This window comes from Bacillus sp. JNUCC-21, assembly GCF_041222765.1.
GTDB classification, from domain to species: Bacteria; Bacillota; Bacilli; order Bacillales; family Bacillaceae; genus Bacillus; species Bacillus velezensis.
This window is the reverse complement of the sequence record NZ_CP166019.1, coordinates 2,044,438-2,067,202: the sequence shown is the minus strand read 5'-3', so window position 1 is coordinate 2,067,202 and position 22,765 is coordinate 2,044,438. Positions and strand designations below refer to the sequence as shown.

Below are 22,765 nucleotides of genomic sequence, written 5' to 3'. Positions count from 1 at the left end.
CAAAAACGTCGGATGACATGCAGGCTCATACATCACTTTTACCGGCGTTCCAGAGCATCTTCAGGACGTGAGGCGTTCCTTTAACTTCGGCCGCCGTCGTTTGCACGGCTGTTTTTTTAGTGAGAAAATCTTCTTTCAGCTCTTTCTGCTTTTGCGATAACAGATCGGTTTCTGTTTTGATTTCATCAACGGCCGTCTGCATGGACGCTGTCGCGGCGTTAATCTTCTTTATATCAGGCGCTGTGTTTCTTTTAAAATGCACGGCGGATACGGCTGCATAAATTAATGCGGCAGCCGCAACGGCAGCACTGATATACAAAATGATGATCATCTGCTTTTCACTCCTTTTTTTCAGTAGATACCCTTTACGGATCGTGTTGAATCATTTTATTTGCTAATTGTTTTTTTTCTGCTTATAATGTGAAATCGTACATAAGGACATTCAGAAAGGGTGAAAGACGTGGAAAGTTTACAAAACAAAACGGCTCTTATCACGGGTGCGGGCAGAGGAATCGGCCGCGCCGCCGCTATCGCTTTAGCCAAAGAAGGAGTCAATATCGGTTTAATCGGCCGCACAGAAGCAAATGTCGAAAAGGTTGCGGAAGAAGTGAAAGCCCTTGGTGTAAAGGCATCATTCGCTGCTGCCGATGTAAAAAACCAAAAAGAGGTAGAGCAAGCCGTCTCCTCTATTAAAGAAGAACTCGGTGAGATTGACATCTTGATTAATAATGCCGGAATCAGCAAATTCGGCGGATTTTTGGATCTTACGCCTGAAGAGTGGGAAGACATCATTCAAGTGAATGTAATGGGTGTATACCACGTGACACGCGCCGTTCTACCTGAAATGATTGAGAGAAAATCAGGAGATATCATTAATATTTCTTCTACGGCGGGCCAAAGAGGCGCCGCGGCGACAAGTGCGTACAGCGCTTCTAAATTTGCCGTTCTCGGTCTGACTGAATCTCTCATGCAGGAAGTCAGAAAACACGATATCCGTGTCAGCGCAATGACTCCGAGCACGGTTGCCAGCGACATGTCTATTGAATTAAATCTGACAGACGGCAATCCGGAAAAAGTCATGCAGCCTGAGGATCTTGCAGAATATATGGTTGCTCAATTGAAATTACATCCGCGCATTTTCATCAAAACTGCCGGTTTGTGGTCAACTAATCCTTAAACAAAAGGGGACCTGTCTTCATGACGGGTCTTTTTTATTCCATTCAAAACGGTCCATCGGCGCTTCTGATTATCTTTTGAAGGGAATGTTAATAGATCAAAAGATTCATCTTCTGAATTTCCGTGAACGGGGGAGTACCAGCGAAGCTGTCACAACCCGAAATAAGGAAATATCAAGATTAAAATAAGTTATAATTGGGGTAGCGTCAGAAAAATGCGGATTTACAACGTTAAGCAAATAAAGTTCCCAAAAGACGCTTTGGGAACTTTGGAAATTACAAATAATAATATAAACATTCAATCCTGCGATAATATAAAAAAAGTTGGATAACATACATTTATGATTATCCTGTTGTTTTTATTTTTACTATAATCACTACAATTCTAAGTAGCTATCTAACTTGGTGATGGCACAATGTATAGCAATTTTTTCACCTGCGTACACCGCCAAATATTTTACAACTTTAACCTTGCTATGAATTCTAAGGAACAGTCTCTCATCAATCCAGGGGCATCTTTATTTTTAATTCAAAAATGAAGGCGCTTTATAAATTTGATATATCAGGAGTGGCAAAATGAAAAACAACTTAGAATATATCTCTCAATTGATTTATGACGCATACAATATCCCTCTTTTTGATCGCTGCATAAGCTGCATAGCCCTCCTGTCCTTCATTACCACTTCCAGAGCCAAAGTTAATGATTTTACCACCATTTTCTTTAAGGTATGGATAGCACAGTTTCATAAAATCCCATGTTGTAACGAGACCAGTCTGGTAACTTCTATCAAGTGTCTCTCTTGTATGATCCAAAAATGAATGAGGTGGCTCAATCGCCATCGCTAAATTTACTAAAATATCTACGGTTTGATATTGTACAACCGTATCCGAAATAAATTCTGTTGACTGCTTAATATCAGTAGCATCAAAAGCTTTTGCAAATACATCTGCACCTTTGCTTTTACATAATTCAGCTGTTTCGTTAAGCCCTTCTGCATTGATATCACATAATGCTAGTTTAGCATCTTCTTCTGCGAAGCGAAGTGCAATATATTTACCTAATCCGCCGCCAGCTCCTGTAATAACGGCTACTTTCCCAACTAATTTTTCCATTCTATCTTCTCCTTCTTTGCTAACAAATACTTTAAAATCGATTAAGCAGCATGTTAGTCAATAACAAAGATTTATAATACGGTTTCATTTTAAGCAGCTTTCTTTGTGTGAAATATGCATTTTTAAAGATTTTTATAAGAATTTATAGGGTGTTTGTTTTTTATTATTCAAAATCTTTAATTTATTTCACCCAGGTTACGTAAGAAATAACCTATATAGGTCAGTAGGTACCATACAGCTTTAAAAGCTGAGCTTGTAAAGAAGTGTATTTAAAATAAGATAGAAAAGAATTATGTAGACAGTCACGGTCAAAGCGAAGTAGCTTTTGCCAAGATTAAAAGCTATCAATTCACAAAAACCAGCACCTGGATAAACGCTTGAAAAGGAATTAGGTAGTTGAAATGCAGTTGAATCTAGAATACGAATACGTTTGAAAACAGAAGTATAGGGAGAAGAAAACGATACAGATGAAGCTGATTTTTGGTTTAGTAGTTTGGATATATCTGTTGCAAAAAATGAACAGCTTCCTGATTAAATCGTTGATTCAGCCCCTCAGGACTGATAAGCACTTCAGTTGATGCTTCTAAACAGCTAGATAGCTGAGTTAAAGAAGTCGTAGCAACTTTTTGGCTCATCCACACACATAAAGCGATTAAATCCTTTGCTTGGTACTTACTCAATTGCTGAACAAACCCAACTCCCTAGTAAGATTCTGTAAGGCGTTTGGAGATAAAAACCTTTGAATTTCTTGAGCAAATAATTGTAATTCATCAGATATAGAAATAGACATACAAATACGCCATCCTTTCCTATGATTCTACGAGAAAAGAATAGCGTATTTGTTAAGTGACAATAAAGTTGTTTAATTCTTATTGGACTAACGTGCAGTTTAGTGCAAAAATCAAAGGTAAGGGAGGATTTTCACCTTTACCTTATTTTAACTTTAGCTCTAGTATAGGGTATGGACGTCCAGAAGAATCTGTTTCCGTTTCACTTACTATAAAAAAGCCATTATTAATATAGAATTTAGTTGCACTCTTATTGTCTTTATTTACATCAACTGTTGTAATATCAAAGTCTTTAATTAAAGAATTAATAATAGCTTTACCATATCCTTTACCTATTTTATTAGGTTTTAAGAATAACATTTCTAAGTGTTGTTTATTTATAGCAGAAAAGCCAATTAAATCTTCTTTCTCATACCATAACTGGACATTAAGATGTGGGAAATATGAGGGTATTTCTTTTTTAAACTCTTCTCTATCGGTATCTCTTAAAAAATGATGAGTAGCTAAAACCGACTCTTCCCATATATTCAAAATTGTATCATAATCTTTCTGATTTGCTTTTCTATATATCATTAATATCTCTCCTTTAGTTTTAAATTATCAACTCCTTCCCAATAAGTATTTTATGATTTTCATGTTATATAACCACGAACTTAAAATGTTCATTAATAAAACCTCCAAATAAACATTTCGATAATTTGATTATAATATCAAATCTTTATTATTACTTTACAGTATTTTTTCATTTTAGGGGGTATTTTGTTTTTTAACTTGATAGTGATGTGGTACTACCCCTGAACGGAAGAATGAAATATCGGCACAAACAGGTTATAATTATACTAAATAAACTATGTACCAAATGTTCAGTTATTCGATTTTTCCCTCTATCCATAAAAACAACAAGATACAAATAAAACTGATACAGCATATAAAAAGGGAAAAGGGCATCTATAGAGAATATTTAGTACATGGAATTATTTGTTAGAGGAAAGGGTGTGCACATATTGAAAGAAGAAAAAAGAAGTTCAACCGGTTTTTTAGTGAAACAAAGAGCTTTTTTAAAGCTTTACATGATTACAATGACAGAGCAGGAACGGCTTTACGGACTGAAGCTTCTCGAAGTGCTGCGTTCGGAATTTAAACCCATCGGTTTTAAGCCGAATCATACCGAGGTGTACCGTTCACTTCACGAACTATTGGATGACGGGATTTTAAAGCAAGTAAAAGTGAAAAAAGAGGGAGCCAAACTCCAGGAAGTCGTTCTCTATCAATTTAAAGACTATGAGGCTGCGAAGCTTTACAAAAAACAGCTGAAGACAGAGCTTGACCGCTGCAAAAAGCTGATAGAAAAAGCCATTTCAGATAATTTTTAAATCCGGCCGGAACGCCCCCGGCCTCCCGGGCTCAAAAGGTTTGTTCTGTGATTCATTATACATAATAGCAGGCTCGGAACAATACATATCAATAATACCTTCAAACTTGACATCAACTCCTGAAGTGGTAACATAAAAAACGTGTGAAAAATACGAACAAAATACGAACAAGGGAGATGTTACCGATCTTAGATCAAAAGAAAGTTGCTTTTATCGGAGCAGGATCAATGGCTGAAGGAATGATATCAGGCATGGTCCGCGCAAAAAAAATTCCCAACCAAAACATCTGCGTGACAAACCGCCGCAATACAGAGCGACTCGCTGAATTGGAACATCAATACGGTATTCAAGGCATTGCTTTTGACAGCATGAAAACCGAAGACATTGATGTCTTTATTTTAGCCATGAAACCGAAGGATGCTGAAATCGCTCTGGCTGCGCTGAAACGGCGTATTCAACCTCATCAAATCATCCTGTCTGTTCTGGCAGGCATAACAACCTCATTTATACAACAATCATTACATGATCGTCAGCCGGTTGTAAGAGTGATGCCGAACACATCCAGCATGATCGGCGAATCGGCAACAGCTGCGGCTTTCGGAGACCATGTCTCTTACGGTTCAGCAAAAACCGCGGTATCCCTTTTGGAATGCCTCGGGGAAGTGTACGTGATCAAGGAAGATCAGATGGACATTTTCACCGGTATCGCAGGCAGCGGACCGGCGTACTTTTATTATTTAATGGAGTTTATTGAAAAAGCAGGTGAAGAAGCCGGCTTAGACAAACGGCTGTCCCGCAAAATCGGCGCGCAAACGTTATTGGGCGCCGCTAAAATGCTGATGGAAACGGGTGAAAAACCGGATGTGCTTCGGGAAAACATCACCTCTCCAAACGGCACGACGGAAGCCGGCCTCGATGCGCTCAGGTCAGAAGGCGGCGGAGAAGCCATTGCCAAAGCCATTAAACACGCGACCGAACGTTCTATTGAGATCAGCAAAACAATTGAAAAAACGGCAGCACTATAATCGTTAAAAAACAGGAGTGATACAGTGACGTCTCGGACGAAGATCAAAAGAGTCGCGGTGAAAATCGGCAGCAGCTCACTGACGAGCCTGCACGGGGAAATCAGCAGAAGAAAGCTGGAAGCATTGGTGGATCAAATCGCACAGCTGAAAGACAGCGGCTATGAAGTGATTTTAGTATCTTCCGGCGCAGTGGCGGCAGGTTATCGGAAGCTCGGATTTATTCAGAAACCGGAAAGCCTCCCTGAAAAACAGGCTTCTGCTTCCATCGGGCAGGGATTATTAATGGAGGCTTATTCAAAGCTGTTTTTAGCGCACGGTTATGTCGCATCACAAATTTTAATTACAAGAAGCGACTTTTCCGATGAATGCCGCTACCATAATGTGCGCAATACGATGAACGTCCTTTTGGAACGAGGCATTATTCCGATTATTAATGAAAATGACACGGTCACAGTCAACCGGCTGAAATTCGGAGATAACGATACACTCGCAGCGAAGGTGGCAGGTTTAATTGATGCCGAGATGCTTGTGATTTTATCAGACATTGACGGTTTATATGATGATAATCCGCGCAGCAACCCGAAAGCGAAAAGAATCAGTCATGTAAGTGACATCACTCCGGAAATAGAAGCAAGCGCGGGAGATGCCGGGAGTGAAATGGGAACCGGCGGAATGCGTTCGAAACTGGATGCTTTTAAAATTGTGATGGCCTCCGGTATTAAAGGCTTTCTCGGGCAGGCTAACATTCCGGACATTCTGCTTCAAGCGGTAGATGAGGCGGCTGAAGGAACTTATTTTGAAGCGGAAGGAACCCTGCCGTTAAACCACAAAGAACAATGGCTTGCATTTAATTCCGGCCCCGAAGGCGAAATTGTGATGGAAAAAGAAAGCAGCCGCGATGTCGCGAACGGAAATATGGAGCTGTCACCGCAGGACATCGAGCAGATTAAGGGCAGATTCAGCAGCGGAGCGGTTGTCAGGCTGCTTGATCAGCAGGGAGAAGAGCTCGGACTCGGCATCGTCAACTATTCCTCAGCCCAGCTGAAGACATTTAAAGAAACGCCGCCCAAACAGACCGATCAATCAGTCATTGATCCGGAAGCTTTTGTCTGCCACGTTGAACTATCCATTCCGATCGGCTGAGAAAGATCTATAAAAATATGAAAAAGCCCGAGGCTTCGTTTTGAAGCTCGGGTTTGTTTTTTATTGATATTGTTCAAGTTTGGAGAAAAATTGAATGACAAAATGATAGAAATCATTTGCAGACGGAGCAAGTTCTCTTCCTTTTGGTTTAATAATGCCTACGGTGCGCTTCACTTGAGGAAATTCAATCGGAATTTTGACCGTGAACCGGGGTGTGGTTTCTGCAAAGGTGCTTTCAGGTAATAAAGTAACTCCCATCCCCGCGGAGACTAATCCTTTAATGGCATCTAAATCCTCGCCTTCCGTCGATACAAGCGGCGCAAAGCCGGCCTGTCTGCAAGCGTCAATCGCCATGTTACGGAGAATAAACCCTTCAGGAAATAAAACAAATTGGTCGCCGCGCAGATCAATTAAATGAATATTTTTCTGTTTGGCAAGCGGATGATGCAGCGGAACAAGCGCGTAAATCTTTTCCGTGAATAAGATATTGCCTGTTATGTCGGGGAATTCCGTCGGAACGGGGCCGAGCAGCGCCGCATCTATATCCCTGTTTCTTACCGCTTCGATTAAAAACTTATAAGAACCCTGGCGGAGCAAAAACTCAACGTTCGGGTATTCCTCTTTAAACGCCGAAATCACCGTCGGCAAAAGCTGGCTTGCAAGGCTCGTCGGAAATCCTATTTTGACGGTTCCGCGATTCGGATCAAGATATTCATCAATTTGTTCTTTCGCGTAATCAATTGCTTTCATCGCCGTTTTAATATGTTCTAAAAATTGTTTGCCGATCGGCGTTAATTTAATATTTCTGCCTTCCCGTTCAAATAAAGTGACTTGCAGCTCTTCTTCAAGATTTGCAATCTGCCTGCTGATGGCGGATTGTGCGACATGCAGATGATCAGCCGCTTCTGACACATGTTCCCGTTCTGCTACCTCCATAAAATACCGAAGCTGGCGTAATTCCATTGCGTTCACACCTATCTATCTCATTTTGAGATGTATTTGATCTAAATTATATATTGTTTATATTGTTTTGAAAACTTACAATTAATTTAAAGTTGTCAGATTTTATGACCGATAATTAACGGAAACTGATCGGGGGAGAGGAATTATGACTTACAATCAAATGCCGAAAGCACAAGGTCTCTACCGTCCGGAATTTGAGCACGATGCATGCGGAATCGGCTTGTATGCCCATTTAAAAGGGAAACCTTCACATGACATTGTCAAAAAAGGACTGAAGATGCTTTGCCAGCTGGATCACAGAGGAGGACAGGGCAGTGATCCGAATACGGGTGACGGCGCCGGCCTGATGGTTCAGATCCCTGATGCTTTTTTTAAGAAAGAGTGCGGAGAAATGAGACTGCCGGAAAAAGGCCGTTACGGGGTAGGAATGGTCTTTTTCTCGCAAAATGAAGAGGAAAGAAAAAAGATCGAAAAACAGGTGAATGCATTCATTGAGCAGGAAGGACAGATCGTTCTCGGCTGGAGAACCGTCCCTGTAAATGTCGGAAAAATCGGAACAGTGGCACAAGGCACTTGCCCATATGTGCGTCAAGTATTCATCGGCGCCGCAAACGATTTGAAAGACAGCCTTGCTTTTGAACGCAAACTGTATGTCATCCGGAAGCAGGCGGAAAATTGGGGCGTTCAAGAACAGCTTGATTTTTACTTCGCAAGCCTGTCAAGCCAGACTATTGTTTATAAAGGGTTGTTAACGCCTGAGCAGGTTGACGCTTTTTATTTGGATTTGCAGGATGAAACCTTCGTATCTGCATTTTCACTCGTGCATTCAAGGTTCAGCACAAATACCTTTCCTACTTGGGAACGTGCCCATCCGAACCGCTATCTGATTCATAACGGAGAAATCAATACGCTCCGGGGCAATATCAATTGGATGAGAGCGAGGGAGCAGCAGTTCGTTTCAGAAAGCTTCGGAGACGATCTTCACAAAGTGCTGCCGATTCTAAATGCTGAGGGCAGTGACTCATCCATTCTTGATAATGCGTTTGAATTTTTCGTGATGGCAGGGCGGAAACCGGCACATACGGCAATGATGCTGATTCCGGAACCATGGACGGAAAACACTCACATGTCTAAAGCGAAACGGGCTTTTTATGAATATCACAGCTCTTTAATGGAGCCGTGGGACGGGCCGACCGCCATTTCGTTTACGGACGGAAAACAGATCGGCGCCATCCTTGACCGTAACGGCTTGCGTCCGGCACGTTACTATGTGACAAAAGATGACCATATTATTTTCTCATCTGAGGTCGGCGTTATTGAAGTAGAGCAGGAGAACATTCTTCATAAAAAACGTCTGGAGCCCGGAAAAATGCTGCTCATTGACTTAGAAGAAGGCCGGATTATTTCAGATGAAGAAGTGAAAACAGAAATTGCCAATGAATTCCCTTATCAAAAATGGCTTGAAGAAGAATTGGTTCAAGTGAATCCTGACCCGGAAATCCGGGAAGAGGAACAATTCGATGATCTTCTCGTCCGTCAAAAAGCGTTTGGCTATACGTATGAAGATATTCAGAAATATTTAATCCCTGTTATTAAAGAAGGCAAGGACCCGCTCGGCTCTATGGGAAATGATTCGCCGCTCGCCGTTTTATCCGACCGCGCCCAATCACTGTTTCATTACTTTAAACAGCTGTTTGCGCAAGTCACAAACCCGCCGATTGATGCGATCCGCGAGCAGCTGGTAACTTCTACGGTGACCTGGCTTGGAGCTGAAGGTGATCTGCTGCATCCGAGTGAAAGAAATGCACGCCGCATAAAGCTTTATACTCCTGTATTATCAAACGAACAGTTTTATGCGCTGAAAACACTTGTGCATCCTGACATTAAGAGCCAGAACATCCGCACGCTGTTTTCCGATGACCTAGAAAAAGGCCTGAAGGATTTGTTTCAGCAGGCGGAAAAAGCGATCAAGGAAGGCGTATCTCTGTTAATTTTATCTGACAGGGCAATGAGTAAAGAGTTGACACCGATTCCGCCGCTTTTGGCCGTCAGTGCGCTGCATCAGCATTTGATCCGCCAAGGTCTGCGAACAAAAGCAAGCATTATCGTTGAATCCGGAGAAGCGCGTGAAGTTCATCACTTTGCGGCTCTCATCGGGTATGGTGCAGATGCTGTCAATCCGTATTTGACTTACGCTACGTATAAGCAGGAAATCGATGAAGGCCGGCTTGATATTCCGTATGAAGAAGCTGTCAGCAAATACGGAAAGAGCGTAACAGAAGGCGTCGTGAAAGTGATGTCAAAAATGGGGATTTCAACTGTGCAAAGTTACAGGGGCGCCCAAATTTTTGAAGCGGTCGGCATCGGTGAAGACGTTATCGCTAAATACTTTACCGGTACTGCATCTCAGCTTGGCGGAATCGATATCGAGACGATTGCGCAAGAAGCGAAACAGCGCCATCAAGCGGCGTACAAGGATGATTACAGCCAAACCCTTGATCCGGGAAGTGAATTCCAATGGCGGAACGGAGGAGAGCACCACGCTTTCAACCCGAAAACCATCCATACGCTGCAATGGGCCTGCCGCAAAAATGATTACAGCCTGTTTAAGCAGTATTCTCATGCAGCGGATGAAGAACGAATCGGATTTTTACGCAATCTGTTCGCCTTCAAAGAAGACCGCAAGCCTTTAAAATTAGAGGAAGTTGAATCAGCTGCTTCCATCGTGAAACGTTTTAAAACAGGAGCGATGTCATTCGGTTCATTAAGCAAGGAAGCCCATGAGGCTTTAGCGATAGCGATGAACAGGCTTGGCGGAAAAAGCAACAGCGGAGAAGGCGGCGAGGACCCGAAACGTTTCGTTCCGGATGAAAATGGCGACGACAGAAGAAGTGCGATTAAACAGATTGCTTCCGGCCGTTTCGGCGTAAAGAGCCATTATCTCGTCAATGCGGATGAATTGCAGATCAAAATGGCGCAAGGGGCGAAGCCGGGAGAAGGCGGTCAGCTTCCGGGCAACAAGGTATATCCTTGGGTCGCGGATGTCCGCGGTTCTACACCAGGTGTAGGGCTGATCTCACCGCCTCCTCACCATGATATTTATTCAATTGAAGATTTGGCGCAGCTGATTCATGATTTGAAAAATGCAAATCGAAGCGCGCGAATCAGCGTCAAGCTCGTGTCAAAAGCCGGCGTCGGCACGATTGCGGCCGGTGTGGCAAAAGGCACTGCGGATGTCATCGTCATCAGCGGCTACGATGGCGGAACGGGCGCGTCGCCGAAAACAAGTATTAAACATACGGGTCTTCCGTGGGAGCTTGGTCTTGCAGAAGCTCACCAAACGCTGATGCTGAACGGTTTACGGGATCGCGTGGTATTGGAAACGGACGGTAAGCTGATGACAGGCCGAGATGTCGTAATGGCCGCCTTGCTCGGTGCGGAGGAATTCGGCTTTGCTACAGCGCCGCTTGTCGTTCTCGGCTGCGTCATGATGCGCGCCTGCCATTTAGATACATGTCCTATAGGTGTCGCGACGCAAAACCCGGAGCTTCGCAAAAAATTCATGGGCGACCCTGACCATATCGTAAATTACATGCTGTTTGTCGCAGAAGAAGTGCGTGAATATATGGCGCAGTTAGGCTTTAAGACGCTTGATGAAATGATCGGACGGACAGACGTTCTACATGTCAGTGAACGTGCGAAAGCGCATTGGAAAGCGGGCCAGCTTGATTTATCCACACTGCTGTACCAGCCTGAAGGCGTACGCACTTTCCGTACGGCGCAAAACCATAAAATCGACGAGTCGCTTGATATGACGGTTATTCTTCCGGCGGTGCAGGCTGCAATTGAAGCCGGTCAGGAAGCGGAAGCTGAAATCAAGATCAATAATACAAATCGCGTAGCCGGGACCGTGACGGGAAGTGAAATTTCTAAACGCTACGGAGCGGAAGGCCTGCCGGATGATACGATCAGACTTCATTTTACCGGATCAGCCGGACAGAGTTTCGGAGCATTTGTCCCTAAAGGGATGACGCTTCATTTGAACGGGGATTCAAATGACTACGTAGGCAAAGGGCTTTCAGGCGGAAAAATCATCGTGAAAGCGCCTGATGCCTTCAATTGTGAAACGCACGATAACGTTATTATTGGGAACGTCGCATTTTACGGAGCAACAAGCGGGGAAGCGTACATTAACGGGCGCGCAGGTGAACGTTTTGCAGTCCGTAACAGCGGAGTCAATGTCGTTGTAGAAGGTATCGGAGACCACGGCTGTGAATACATGACAGGCGGCCGGGTTGTCGTCCTCGGCGAAGTCGGCAAAAACTTCGGGGCGGGAATGTCAGGCGGTATCGCATACGTCCTGAGTGATGATGCCAAAGCATTTAAACGCAAATGCAACATGGAAATGATTTCATTTGAAAAGCTGATGGATGAGGCGGAGATCAAAGAAGTGCAAGAAATGGTCAAACGGCATGCGGCGCTGACAAACAGCAAAAAAGCCGCAGATCTTCTGGACAATTGGGAAAAAGCCGCAGAAACCTTTATCAAAGTCATTCCGAAAAACTATAAACAAATGCTCCTCAGCATCGAAGAACAAAAAGCGGCGGGTTTATCAGAAGAAGACGCAATTATGTATGCTTTTGAAGCCAATACAAAGATTCACCAAACGCCTGCCAAAGACCATAAACAAGCGGTAGTACAGTAAGAAAGGGGAGAGGAACATGGGGAAACCAACTGGATTCATGGAAGAAAAACGAGAAAAACCGGCTGAGCGGGACCCTCTCACTCGCTTAAAGGATTGGAAAGAGTATTCGGCTCCATTTTCAGATGAAGCGTCAAAGCGGCAGGGGGCGCGGTGTATGGATTGCGGCACACCGTTTTGCCAAATCGGCGCTGATATCAACGGTTTTACGTCCGGCTGCCCGATTTATAATCTGATACCGGAGTGGAATGACCTCGTCTATCGGGGGCGCTGGAAAGAAGCCTTGGAGCGCCTTCTGAAAACGAATAACTTTCCTGAATTCACAGGGCGGGTCTGTCCCGCTCCTTGTGAAGGATCTTGTACGCTGGCTATTTCAGATCCGGCTGTTTCAATTAAAAACATCGAGCGGACGATCATTGACAAAGGTTTTGAGAACGGATGGATTCAGCCGAGAATTCCAGCGAAACGCACAGGTAAAAAAGTCGCTGTCGTCGGTTCAGGCCCGGCAGGTCTGGCAAGCGCTGATCAGCTGAACCAAGCCGGTCATTCCGTAACGGTCTATGAGCGTGCCGACAGAGCCGGCGGTCTGCTGATGTACGGCATTCCGAGCATGAAGCTTGAGAAAAATGTCGTCGAACGCCGTATTAAACTTTTGACGCAGGAAGGTATAGATTTTGTAACAAATACCGAAATCGGCGTTGACATAACGGCAGATGAGCTGAAAGAACAATTTGATGCCGTCATTTTGTGCACAGGCGCCCAAAAGCAGCGCAATCTGCTGATTGAAGGCCGGGAAGCAAAAGGCGTCCATTATGCGATGGACTATTTAACACTGGCGACGAAAAGCTATTTAGATTCCAACTTTAAAGACAAACAATATATAGACGCTAAAGGGAAAGACGTCATCGTAATCGGCGGAGGAGACACAGGAGCTGACTGCGTGGCAACCGCGCTGCGCCAAAAAGCGCGCAGCGTACACCAGTTCGGGAAACATCCTAAACTTCCTCAAACGCGCACGAACGACAATATGTGGCCTGAACAGCCGCACGTCTTTACCCTTGAATACGCCTATGAAGAAGCGCAGGCAAAGTTCGGCAAAGACCCGAGAGAATATTCAATTCAGACGACAAAAATGGTCGCCGATAAGCAGGGTCGCTTACAAGAGATTCACACCATTCAAATGGAAAAAGTCAGAAACGAATTCGGAAAGTATGAATTTCATGAACTGCCCGGAACAGAAAAAGTCTGGCCTGCTCAGCTGGTGTTCATCGCCATCGGTTTTGAAGGGACGGAACAGCCATTATTGAAACAGTTCGGTGTCGATTCGGCAAATCATAAAATTCAGGCGGCATATGGGGATTATAAAACGAATGTTGACGGTGTTTTCGCCGCAGGGGATGCGAGAAGGGGCCAAAGCCTGATTGTATGGGCGATTAATGAAGGCCGGGAAGCAGCGCGCGAAGTCGACAGTTATTTAATGGGGAGCACTGTTTTACCGTAAATAAAGGGGTTTATTTATAAAACCGGCTGGGATCAGCCGGTTTTTCGTATTGAAATGAAACCTCCTTCTTCCTTTATTGGTATATAAGGATAACGTGGAAGATAACATATGGAATTTTGTTTTACAGAGTGGAGAGATTGTTTTCTTCCGCAGACTGAGACGATTTGCAAGCCTTGAGCAGTTGATCACGGTGCTGCTGACGGGCTCTGTGTGTCTGCAGTCGATTTGCGGGCAGATTTGAATTGATGAAGAAAAACATATTGAATTTCAAGCGGAAACGCTTATAAACAAATAAGGAAACGGACGGGTCCGCTCCTCTTTTTTAGACATCCAAACGAAAGCCGATATTGCCGAACTGCCGTCCTTCCCGCATTCTGTTAAAAGCGGCAGCTGCTTCACTGAGAGGGTACATGCGGTCGATAATGGGGCGGATGCCGCAGCGGTTTACCAATTCCAGCATATCCGCGAATTCCTCATTGCTTCCCATTGATGTACCGAGAATATGAATCTGCGGAAAAAACAGCGAGCGAATAGGAAATCCGAGCTGATCGCCTGAACTGGCGCCGAATGTTACGATCCGGCCATTCGGTTTCATAATGTCAAGATAGTGTTGAAACAAGGCGGGGCCTACACCGTCAAGTATGATATCTGCTTTTTCGCCATTCAGCGCCTCATTCCAGTCACCGTAGCTGTCAATCGCCCGGTCTGCACCGTATGACAGTGCGGTTTGTTTTTTGTTTTCACTGCGGGAGGTGACGCTGACTGTCGCTCCGATAGCTTTTGCCATTAATAAAGCGTATGCTGCCACGCCGCTTCCGATGCCCGGAAGGATAAGATGTTCGCCTTTTTTTAATTGTCCTTTTGTAAATAAGGCGCGATAAGCGGTTAATGCTGATAACGGCAGCACGCCCGCTTCCTCCCAAGTCAGGTGTTCGGGTTTTAAAACGGCATTTTCCTCAGGAACGATGACATAAGGTGAAAATGTTCCGTCGCTCGGACCGCCTAAAATGTCAGGGACGGCCGGTACGTCCTCAACAGTCTTCCAATTCAGCACCGGGTTGATAATGACTTCTGCATGCAGTAAATGAGACCGGACGCCGTGTCCTATTTCGGTTACGATTCCCGCGCCGTCTGAACCGAGAGTAAATTCATGGTTTCCGGTTTCGTGGTTTTTCATTAAAAACAAATCACGATGGTTTAATCCGGCTGTTTTCAGCTTTATTTTTACTTCGCCGTTTCCCGGCCTTTTGTCAGGTGCCTGCCTGAAATCAAAGCCATTTTCGTGTATGATAAGGGCATTCATCATTCTTCTCTCCTTTATGATTGATGAGAAAGATTTTACAGGCTGTATCAGCTGCAGTAAATAAATGAAAATTGATAGCCGGCTATCAATAAAAATCATAGCAAGAAGGTGCCCTTACATGGAAAGCGGAGACTTAAAGATTTTTCAGGCTGTCGCCCGCAAAGGAAGTATTTCAAAGGCGGCAGAAAGCCTGCATTATGTTCAATCAAATGTGACAAACAGGATTCAGCAGCTGGAACGGCAATTGCAAACACAGCTTTTTTACCGCACAAATCGGGGGATGACGCTGACGCCTGCAGGTGAAAACTTATTGAAAGACGCAGACAGAATCCTTCAATTGCTGCATGAGGCGCAAAAAACGGCGCAAGAAGCAGGCGATCCGAACGGCCCGCTTCGAATCGGTTCTCTTGAAACGGCGGCAGCCGTCCATCTCCCACAATTTTTCACGGAGTATTGCAGCCGCTGCCCGAAAGTACAGCTGTCTCTGTCAACCGGTGATACACATACCTTAGTGCAGCGCGTCTTACACTATGAGCTGGACGGCGCTTTTGTTTATGGTCCGGTCGAATACGAAGATCTTGAACAAGTCGCTGTATTTCAAGAAGAATTGGTCTTGGCTTCAAATAAGCGGGAAGGCAGTTTGCAAGACTTGTTGCGAGAGCCGATTCTGTATTTTGCCACGGGCTGTTCGCACCGCCGCAAAATAAAAAACATACTGAAAGAAGAAGCAGTACCCGCACATAAAATCATTGAATTCGGTACGTTGGAAGCCATTATTGGGGCGGTGCAGGCGGGGATGGGGGTTTCCTTTCTGCCTGCATCAGCCGTCCGTTATTTTCAAAACAGGAAAAATCTTTTTCTTCATGAGCTTCCTGAACAGTTTCGGGATATGAATATATCATTCATCTACCGGAGTGATTTATTTTTGACATCGGCGTTTGAAGAACTGCTGAATGGATTAAAAGCATTACCGAACGGAAGATGAGAAAACAGGACAGCTGTGTACGCCAATTTTTTCGTTCTGGTTTTTCTTAAAAAAACTTTCTTTTTCGGAAAATTTATGTATAATAAAAGAAAGTTTTTCGGATAAAGTATCTGCAATGATAAGGACATGAGACATTTTAACCGGCCATACAGAGAGGGAAGGCACGGCTGAGACCTTCCCGGCACGAAGAATGAGCTTACCGCCTTTTGAGCTGTATTGGTGAACGAAAGCAGCCGATACCGTATAGCCGCGTTACGGCAAAAATGAGCCGTCACTTGAAGTGGCGGGAATTTGGGTGGAACCGCGGGTCTGACACACACACTCGTCCCTTCTTTTGGGATGAGTGTGTTTTGTTTATATAAGAAAAATGGCAATGATAAGGACATGAGACATTTTAACCGGCCATACAGAGAGGGAGGGCACGGCTGAGACCTTCCCGGCACGAAGAATGAGCTTACCGCCTTTTGAGCTGTATCGGTGAACGAAAGCAGCCGATACCGTATAGCCGCGTTACGGCAAAAATGAGCCGTCACTTAAAGTGGCGGGAATTTGGGTGGAACCGCGGGTCTGACACACACTCGTCCCTAGCTTTGGGATGAGTGTGTTTTTTATTTTATTAAAAATAAAGGAGAGATCAGACCGTGAAGGAGCCACACATTGTGATTACTTTTCCTGATGGGAAACAAAAAAAATACCGGAAAGGCGTTACGTTAGAAGAGATCGCACAATCAATCAGTCCGAGTCTGAAAAAGGCATCTGCCGCCGGAAAGATAAACGGATCGTTATTTGACCTTAGAAGAAGCATTCAGATTGACGCGGCGATTGAACTGTGCAGTTTTCAGTCTGAAGCGGGACTGGAAGTGATGAGACACACAGCAGCACACGTATTGGCGCAAGCGGTAAAACGTCTGTATCCGAAGGTTTGTTTAGGGATCGGACCCGTTATTGAAAATGGCTTTTATTATGATTTTGATATGGATGAAACAATTACTGAAAAAGACCTGGCCGTCATTGAAAAAGAGATGAACCGAATCATTTCGGAAAATCCGGAAATTATCAGAGAAGAAATCTCCAGAGAAGAGGCAGAGCAGCTGTTTGCTCATGAACCGCTGAAGCTTGAGCTCTTAGCGGGTATTCCGCAGACTGATACAATCAGTATATACCGCCAGAGCGAATTCATTGATTTATGCCGGGGTCCGCACTTGGCGTCTGCCGGACAGATAAAAGCTTTTTCGCTCACTCATGTATCAGGGGCTTATTGGCGCGGCGACAGCAACCAAAAAATGCTCCAGCGCATCTATGGAAAAGCATTTTCCTCAGAAAAGGAGCTGAACAGACATTTTCAGCTGTTGAAAGAGGCGGAGATGAGAAATCATCGGAAATTGGGAGCGGAGTTACAACTTTTTATGTTTTCGGAAGAAGCGCCGGGTATGCCTTTTTATCTGCCGAACGGTCAGTTTATCCGAAACACGCTTGAATCATTTCTGCGTTCAAAGCAGGATGCCTATCATTATCAGGAAGTGCGCACCCCTATGATGATGAACCAGCGTCTTTGGGAGCAATCCGGTCACTGGGAACATTATAAAGAGAATATGTATTTCTCAGAAGCCGATCATCAGCGCTTCGCGTTAAAGCCGATGAACTGTCCCGGCCACATGCTCTTATTTAAAGAAAAGCTTCGTTCTTATCGTGATCTTCCGATTCGGATGGCTGAGTTCGGTCAGGTGCACCGTCACGAATTCAGCGGGGCGCTTAATGGCCTGCTCCGCGTCAGATCTTTTTGCCAGGATGACGCACACATTTTTGTAACGCAGGATCAAATCGAGAGTGAAATCGCTTCGGCGCTGCAGCTTATTCACGAGGTGTACACCGCATTTGGTTTTTCCTATGATATTGAGCTGTCAACAAGACCGGAAGATTACATGGGAAGCGAACACTTGTGGGACAGGGCTGAGAGCGCATTAGAAAAAGTATTAAAAGAACAGGGATATCGTTTTCGGTTTAATCGGGGAGATGGTGCATTTTACGGACCGAAAATTGATATTCATATAAAAGATGCGCTGAACCGGAGCCATCAATGCGCCACTGTCCAACTGGATTTTCAAATGCCGGAGAAATTTGATTTAACATATATTGATGAAAAAAACCAAAAAGTCCGTCCTGTTGTCATTCACCGGGCGGTATTCGGATCTCTCGACAGATTTCTCGGAATCATTACAGAACATTTCGCAGGAGCGTTCCCTTTATGGCTTGCACCGGTACAGGCAAAAATCATCCCAGTATCAAACACCGCACACCGGGACTGCGCAGAACAGGTGCATTGGCAAATGAAGAAAGCGGGTATCCGGGCTGAGCTTGATCAGCGCGATGAAAAACTCGGCTATAAAATCAGAGAAGCACAAATGAAAAAAATACCGTATATTGCTGTTGTGGGAGATCGAGAGTGCCGCCATCAATCTGTACATGTAAGGCAATACGGGCGGGAAGACACATTTGAAGAGAATGTGAGTGATTTTATTTCCCGGATCATAAGAGAGGCAAAACAAAAAATAGAGATTTAATAAAAACAATATTGACATATCGTAAAATCACGATATAATAAAGCGTATGAAACCTATTGATGTTTTTAAAGCGTTGTCTAATGAGTCACGGCTTGAGATTTTACAATGGCTGAAAGAGCCGGACCGTCACTTCGCCCCGCATGATGGCATTGATATGAATGAGATCGGAGTATGTGTCAGCCAGATCACCGATAAGCTTCAGATGACACAGTCAACGGCGTCTCAATATCTTTCCATCCTTCAGCGGGCGGGCCTTATCCAAACAAAACGGATTGGCAAATACACCTATTATAAAAGAGATGAAGACGCGATAAAGGCGATGGCCGATTATTTTCAGCGCGAAATGTAGGGCTGAATCCTTTAGAAGAGGGATTCAGTTTCTTTTTCCGACTACACATCGACATATTGCGATTTGTTTCTGTTTGTTCAACTCTTTATATCGATATATCACAATATATCTTTATATAAATCATCAATGAAGGAGTGTGTCAGGTGCAAAATACCTGGAAGATTTACATTTTGGCAATTATCAGTTTTTTAGTGGGGACGTCTGAATATGTGATATCAGGGATGCTTGATAAAATTGCAGGTTCCTTGGGAGTTACTGTGGCAGCGGCAGGGCAGCTGATTACGATTTTTTCACTTGTTTATGCAATCGGAACGCCTGTCATGATGGCCCTTACAGCAAAACTGGACAGAAGGAAGCTCATGATCTATGCTCTGGGGCTGTTTGTTATCGGGAATATCATTTCTTTCCTTGTGCAGGGATTCGGTTTATTTGCGGGAGCGCGGGTGATCATGGCGCTTGGAGCAGGAACTGTGGTGGTCACCGCGCTTACGATCGCAGCAAAAATCGCTCCCCCGGGAAAACAGGCAAGTTCTCTCGCAACCGTCATTATGGGGTTTACGGCGGCGCTCATTATCGGTGTTCCGATCGGAAGAACCGTGTCTGAAGCTTTTGGGTGGAAGGTGGTTTTTGCCGGAATTGCGGCAATCGGAATCATTGCCATGCTTATTATACGTTTCGCGTTGCCTGAGATAAAAGGAGATAAACCGGTGCCGCTCATTCAGCAATTTTCTCTTTTGAAGAAACGAAAGGTGGCAGTCGGGCTGGCCATTACGTTTTTTTGGCTCGGAGGCTATTCGGTTGCGTATACGTACCTTTCTCCGTATTTACTGAACGTTACTCATATCGGAAGCGGAATACTGAGTACATTGCTGCTTATTTTCGGTGTTGCAAGTCTTGCCGGTTCTAAAGCAGGCGGTTTCAGCGCAGACAAATGGGGGGCGCGTATGACATTAACCGGCGGAATGGCGCTTCATGCTATCATGCTCATGTTATTGCCGTTTGTCACACATTCTGCTTTCGGAGCGGCGGCAGTGCTTATGTTTTGGTCCTTCGCCGCCTGGTCATCTGGGCCTGCTCAGCAGTATCATTTGGCAACGATGGAGCCTGAATCATCGGGTGTATTACTTGGCCTCAACCAGTCTGTGATGCAGCTGGCTATGGCGGCCGGGGCGGGCATCGGGGGCATTGTTGTCACTCATCTGTCTCTTGCATCAGTGACATGGATCGGATCAGCGGGTGTTGTCATCGCGATGTGCGGTGTGCTTTCGCTTGCGTCATTAACGTCTGAAAAAACCTCATCTGAATACAGTGCAGAATAAACAAAAGCCTCGTTTCTCAGCTTGAGAAACGAGGCTTTTCACCTTGTCATTTTTCACATTTTTTCAAGTTTACGCCGATTGCGGCTCCGTTTCGGCTTGAGTCGGCGACTCCGGTGAAGGTGCCGTTTTCACGGTCGATCAGGATGCTTTGCACATTACCGATATCAACCGGGCTGCTGCCGAATTTATGCCCCATTTCGTTCAGTTTTGTGCGGGCTTCTTCCGGCACTCCTTTTTCATATCGATAGGATGTCATGCTGTTTGTGTAAATTCTCGGCTCTTCGACCGCCGCTTTCAGATCCATGCCGTACTCAACTTTGTTCAGGATCGTTTGCAGGACGGAAGAAATAATCGTTGCTCCGCCGGGGGAGCCGACAGTCAGGACAGGTTCGTTATTTTTGAATAAAATAGTCGGAGTCATGCTGCTGAGCGGACGTTTATTCGGCTGCACTTCATTTGCGCCGCCAGGCACCGCATCGAAGTCTGTTAACTCATTATTCAATACAACGCCGTATCCGGGAACCATAATGCCGGAACCGAACAGCTGTTCAATCGTTGTCGTATAAGATACGACATTGCCGAAGCGATCAGTTACCGTGAAGTGAGTCGTTTGGCCTTCTTGTTTGTCAGTCGGCTGCTCCACTTGTTTATAGTTTGCAGAACCTTCCTGATAGGCCCAAGGGTCGCCGGCTTTCGGTTTTTTATTGACTTTATCAATATCTATCAGCTGTCTGCGGGCATTGATATAATCTGGATTCAAGAGGCCTTTGAGAGGGACGTTGACGAATTCTGGATCCCCGGCAAATGCGGCGCGGTCAGCATAAGCCAAATGCATCGTTTCTGCGAGAAGCTGATATTTTTGCCAAGAACGGATATCATATTGAGAAAGCTTAAAATCATCCAGGAGGTTCAGCATTTGCAACAGGAAAACACCGCCCGAGCTTGGAGGAGGAGCAGTTGCGATATGATAGCCCTGGTAATCTCCCCAGATCGGTTCGTCAATCGTCACATTGAAGTTTTTAATATCTTTTTCTGTCATTGAGCCGCCGAATTCCTGCACTGTTTCCGCAAGCTTTTTGGAGAATGCTCCGTCATAGAATGCTTTTGTGCCTTTGTACTTAATAGCTGTAAATGTTTTGGCTAAGTCTTTTTGGATGAGTGTGTCTCCTTCTTTCAGAGGTTCTCCGTCCGGAAGAAACACGTCTTTTGCAGCAGTGTGTGATAATTTGTCTTTATAATCTGAGATGGCATCAGCTAAAACCGAATCGATCGGAAAGCCTTTTGAGGCAAGTTTAATGGAAGGGGTGATGAGTTGTTTCATGGAGCGTGTGCCCCATTTGTCGAGCGCTTTTTCAAGTCCTTTTAATGTTCCCGGAACACCGACTGCAGTCCCTTTCGTAACGCGTTCGGAGAAAGGGATGGCTTTGCCGTTTTCGTCAAGGAACATATCCGGTGTTGCGCCTGCCGGTGCGCGTTCCCGGCTGTCGATAATGGTGGTGTCTTTCGTCTTCGCATCATAAACCATCATAAATCCGCCGCCGCCGATTCCCGACATCATCGGTTCAGTTACGTTTAATGCGAATTGAATGGCAACCGCGGCGTCAATTGCATTGCCGCCTTTTTTCAGCACGTCTGCACCGATTTGCGAAGCGAGAGGATGGGCGGTGGCAACCATGCCGTCTTTGCCGACATCTACCTGTTTGTAGTCGTCATAGGAAAACGGGTGTTTCTTAGCCTGAGCGTGATAAGGGATGCTTCCGGCCGCGAGCAACGTACTGAGCAGAACGATAAAACAGAGATTCATAAACTTTTTCTTTTTCATAGTCTGCCTCCTTTGTTTTCCGCTTACAATTATAGAGTAAGTAAAATGTGCTGTTTTCACAAGTGACAAACGGAATAGTCCGGTGCGTAAAAAGCCGGAGTTTCTGTGTGAATGTAATCAGTCGCAAATAGGCTAAATGGGAAACCGGACTGAAAAAGCTGTGAAACAAGCATAAAGACAAAAAATAAGCTACAATAAACAAAACAGAATTCACTCACATGACATATGAAAGGAACGTGAGCCATGTATTTAACGATCAAAGAGACAGCTGAGTTTACCAGTCTTCCTGAAGAATATGTGCACAATCTTGTTTTGACGAATAAAATAAGGGCCGTCCATGACGGGCAGCAATATTTAATCAACAAGGAACAATTTCAAACCCATCTCGAACAGCTGGAAAAATATAAGGAAATGATTCAAGAGTTTTTAAATGAGCCGCTTCCTGAAGACATTGATGTAAAAGATGAAGACTAGGACACAATTTCATATTGTGTCTTTTTTTTGCATTTTTTTCGGTTGCTCACAAAAAAACGGATGCTCAGATTTCCTTTTAAGGACGTTGTTTTCATTTTTTAATGCCTTGGGTCTCTATTTGTTTAAAAGCTTGTCACCGGGCTTAAAATGATGTTTTTGAGGAATTTAT

17 protein-coding genes and 1 pseudogene are annotated in these 22,765 nt (G+C 44.6%); 11 read left to right on the top strand and 7 right to left on the bottom strand.

All coding sequences use genetic code 11. The annotated features are described in order from the left end of the window. Positions 1-25: 25 nt before the first annotated feature. Entirely contained in the window at positions 26-331 is a 306-nt protein-coding gene (locus JNUCC21_RS09920) for a hypothetical protein (protein ID WP_012117722.1), read from the bottom strand. 129 nt (positions 332-460) lie between these two features. On the opposite strand from JNUCC21_RS09920, the gene JNUCC21_RS09915 reads away from it, so the two are divergent. Then, the gene (locus JNUCC21_RS09915; RefSeq protein ID WP_169509976.1) at positions 461-1,177 is read left to right on the top strand and encodes a 3-ketoacyl-ACP reductase; all 717 of its coding nucleotides are present in this window, start codon (positions 461-463) and stop codon (positions 1,175-1,177) included. A 586-nt stretch (positions 1,178-1,763) separates the two neighbouring features. On the opposite strand, the gene JNUCC21_RS09910 is transcribed toward JNUCC21_RS09915, so the two are convergent. From JNUCC21_RS09910 to JNUCC21_RS09900, 3 genes and pseudogenes are all read right to left on the bottom strand, one after another. Then, on the bottom strand, positions 1,764-2,288 hold the full coding sequence (locus tag JNUCC21_RS09910; RefSeq protein WP_232321921.1) for an SDR family NAD(P)-dependent oxidoreductase: 525 nt from the start codon (positions 2,286-2,288) through the stop codon (positions 1,764-1,766). Between the two features lie 351 nt (positions 2,289-2,639). Beyond that, positions 2,640-3,078 (bottom strand): annotated as a pseudogene (locus JNUCC21_RS09905) (IS4 family transposase); the annotation flags it as partial. 142 nt (positions 3,079-3,220) lie between these two features. Next, entirely contained in the window at positions 3,221-3,649 is a 429-nt protein-coding gene (locus JNUCC21_RS09900; RefSeq protein WP_000640391.1) for a GNAT family N-acetyltransferase, read from the bottom strand. Between the two features lie 431 nt (positions 3,650-4,080). Here JNUCC21_RS09900 and rtp point away from each other — a divergent pair, with 431 nt between their 5' ends. The 3 genes from rtp (at position 4,081) to proB (ending at position 6,617) form a co-directional block, all read left to right on the top strand. Further along, positions 4,081-4,449 carry a replication termination protein gene (rtp, locus tag JNUCC21_RS09895; RefSeq protein WP_003153833.1) on the top strand — a complete coding sequence of 123 codons (369 nt, stop codon included), beginning with the start codon at positions 4,081-4,083 and terminating at the stop codon, positions 4,447-4,449. Between the two features lie 176 nt (positions 4,450-4,625). After that, complete coding sequence (proC, locus tag JNUCC21_RS09890) at positions 4,626-5,474, top strand: pyrroline-5-carboxylate reductase (RefSeq protein ID WP_069007403.1); 849 nt, start codon at positions 4,626-4,628, stop codon at positions 5,472-5,474. Between the two features lie 24 nt (positions 5,475-5,498). Beyond that, a complete protein-coding gene (gene proB, locus JNUCC21_RS09885) occupies positions 5,499-6,617 on the top strand; it encodes a glutamate 5-kinase (RefSeq protein ID WP_369878797.1) in 1,119 nt (372 codons plus the stop codon). A gap of 60 nt (positions 6,618-6,677) precedes the next feature. Here proB and JNUCC21_RS09880 read toward each other — a convergent pair whose 3' ends face one another. Next, positions 6,678-7,580 (bottom strand): LysR family transcriptional regulator, encoded by a 903-nt coding sequence (locus tag JNUCC21_RS09880; protein ID WP_015239986.1) that lies wholly within the window; start codon positions 7,578-7,580, stop codon positions 6,678-6,680. Positions 7,581-7,725: 145 nt separating this feature from the next. Here JNUCC21_RS09880 and gltB point away from each other — a divergent pair, with 145 nt between their 5' ends. Together gltB and gltD are read left to right on the top strand one after the other, a co-directional pair. Further along, a complete protein-coding gene (gene gltB, locus JNUCC21_RS09875; protein ID WP_369878796.1) occupies positions 7,726-12,285 on the top strand; it encodes a glutamate synthase large subunit in 4,560 nt (1,519 codons plus the stop codon). Positions 12,286-12,301: 16 nt separating this feature from the next. Further along, positions 12,302-13,783, top strand: coding sequence for a glutamate synthase small subunit (gltD, locus tag JNUCC21_RS09870; protein ID WP_007611890.1), 1,482 nt, complete (start codon positions 12,302-12,304; stop codon positions 13,781-13,783). Positions 13,784-14,105: 322 nt separating this feature from the next. Here gltD and JNUCC21_RS09865 read toward each other — a convergent pair whose 3' ends face one another. Next, positions 14,106-15,086, bottom strand: a complete 981-nt coding sequence (locus JNUCC21_RS09865) for a zinc-binding dehydrogenase (protein ID WP_369878820.1) — start codon at positions 15,084-15,086, stop codon at positions 14,106-14,108. A 118-nt stretch (positions 15,087-15,204) separates the two neighbouring features. On the opposite strand from JNUCC21_RS09865, the gene JNUCC21_RS09860 reads away from it, so the two are divergent. The 4 genes from JNUCC21_RS09860 to JNUCC21_RS09845 all read left to right on the top strand — a co-directional run bounded on the left by JNUCC21_RS09860 (position 15,205) and on the right by JNUCC21_RS09845 (position 20,300). Continuing rightward, positions 15,205-16,071, top strand: coding sequence for a LysR family transcriptional regulator (locus tag JNUCC21_RS09860; RefSeq protein ID WP_061581695.1), 867 nt, complete (start codon positions 15,205-15,207; stop codon positions 16,069-16,071). Between the two features lie 641 nt (positions 16,072-16,712). Then, the gene (thrS, locus tag JNUCC21_RS09855) at positions 16,713-18,632 is read left to right on the top strand and encodes a threonine--tRNA ligase (RefSeq protein WP_369878795.1); all 1,920 of its coding nucleotides are present in this window, start codon (positions 16,713-16,715) and stop codon (positions 18,630-18,632) included. 46 nt (positions 18,633-18,678) lie between these two features. Further along, positions 18,679-18,981 carry a helix-turn-helix transcriptional regulator gene (locus JNUCC21_RS09850; RefSeq protein WP_003153841.1) on the top strand — a complete coding sequence of 101 codons (303 nt, stop codon included), beginning with the start codon at positions 18,679-18,681 and terminating at the stop codon, positions 18,979-18,981. 143 nt (positions 18,982-19,124) lie between these two features. Then, the gene (locus JNUCC21_RS09845; RefSeq protein ID WP_063095091.1) at positions 19,125-20,300 is read left to right on the top strand and encodes an MFS transporter; all 1,176 of its coding nucleotides are present in this window, start codon (positions 19,125-19,127) and stop codon (positions 20,298-20,300) included. 46 nt (positions 20,301-20,346) lie between these two features. Here JNUCC21_RS09845 and ggt read toward each other — a convergent pair whose 3' ends face one another. After that, complete coding sequence (gene ggt, locus JNUCC21_RS09840; RefSeq protein ID WP_007407357.1) at positions 20,347-22,122, bottom strand: gamma-glutamyltransferase; 1,776 nt, start codon at positions 22,120-22,122, stop codon at positions 20,347-20,349. A gap of 243 nt (positions 22,123-22,365) precedes the next feature. Between ggt and JNUCC21_RS09835 the strand changes: the two genes are divergently transcribed. After that, positions 22,366-22,596, top strand: a complete 231-nt coding sequence (locus JNUCC21_RS09835) for an excisionase family DNA-binding protein (RefSeq protein WP_003153848.1) — start codon at positions 22,366-22,368, stop codon at positions 22,594-22,596. Positions 22,597-22,765: the final 169 nt, after the last annotated feature.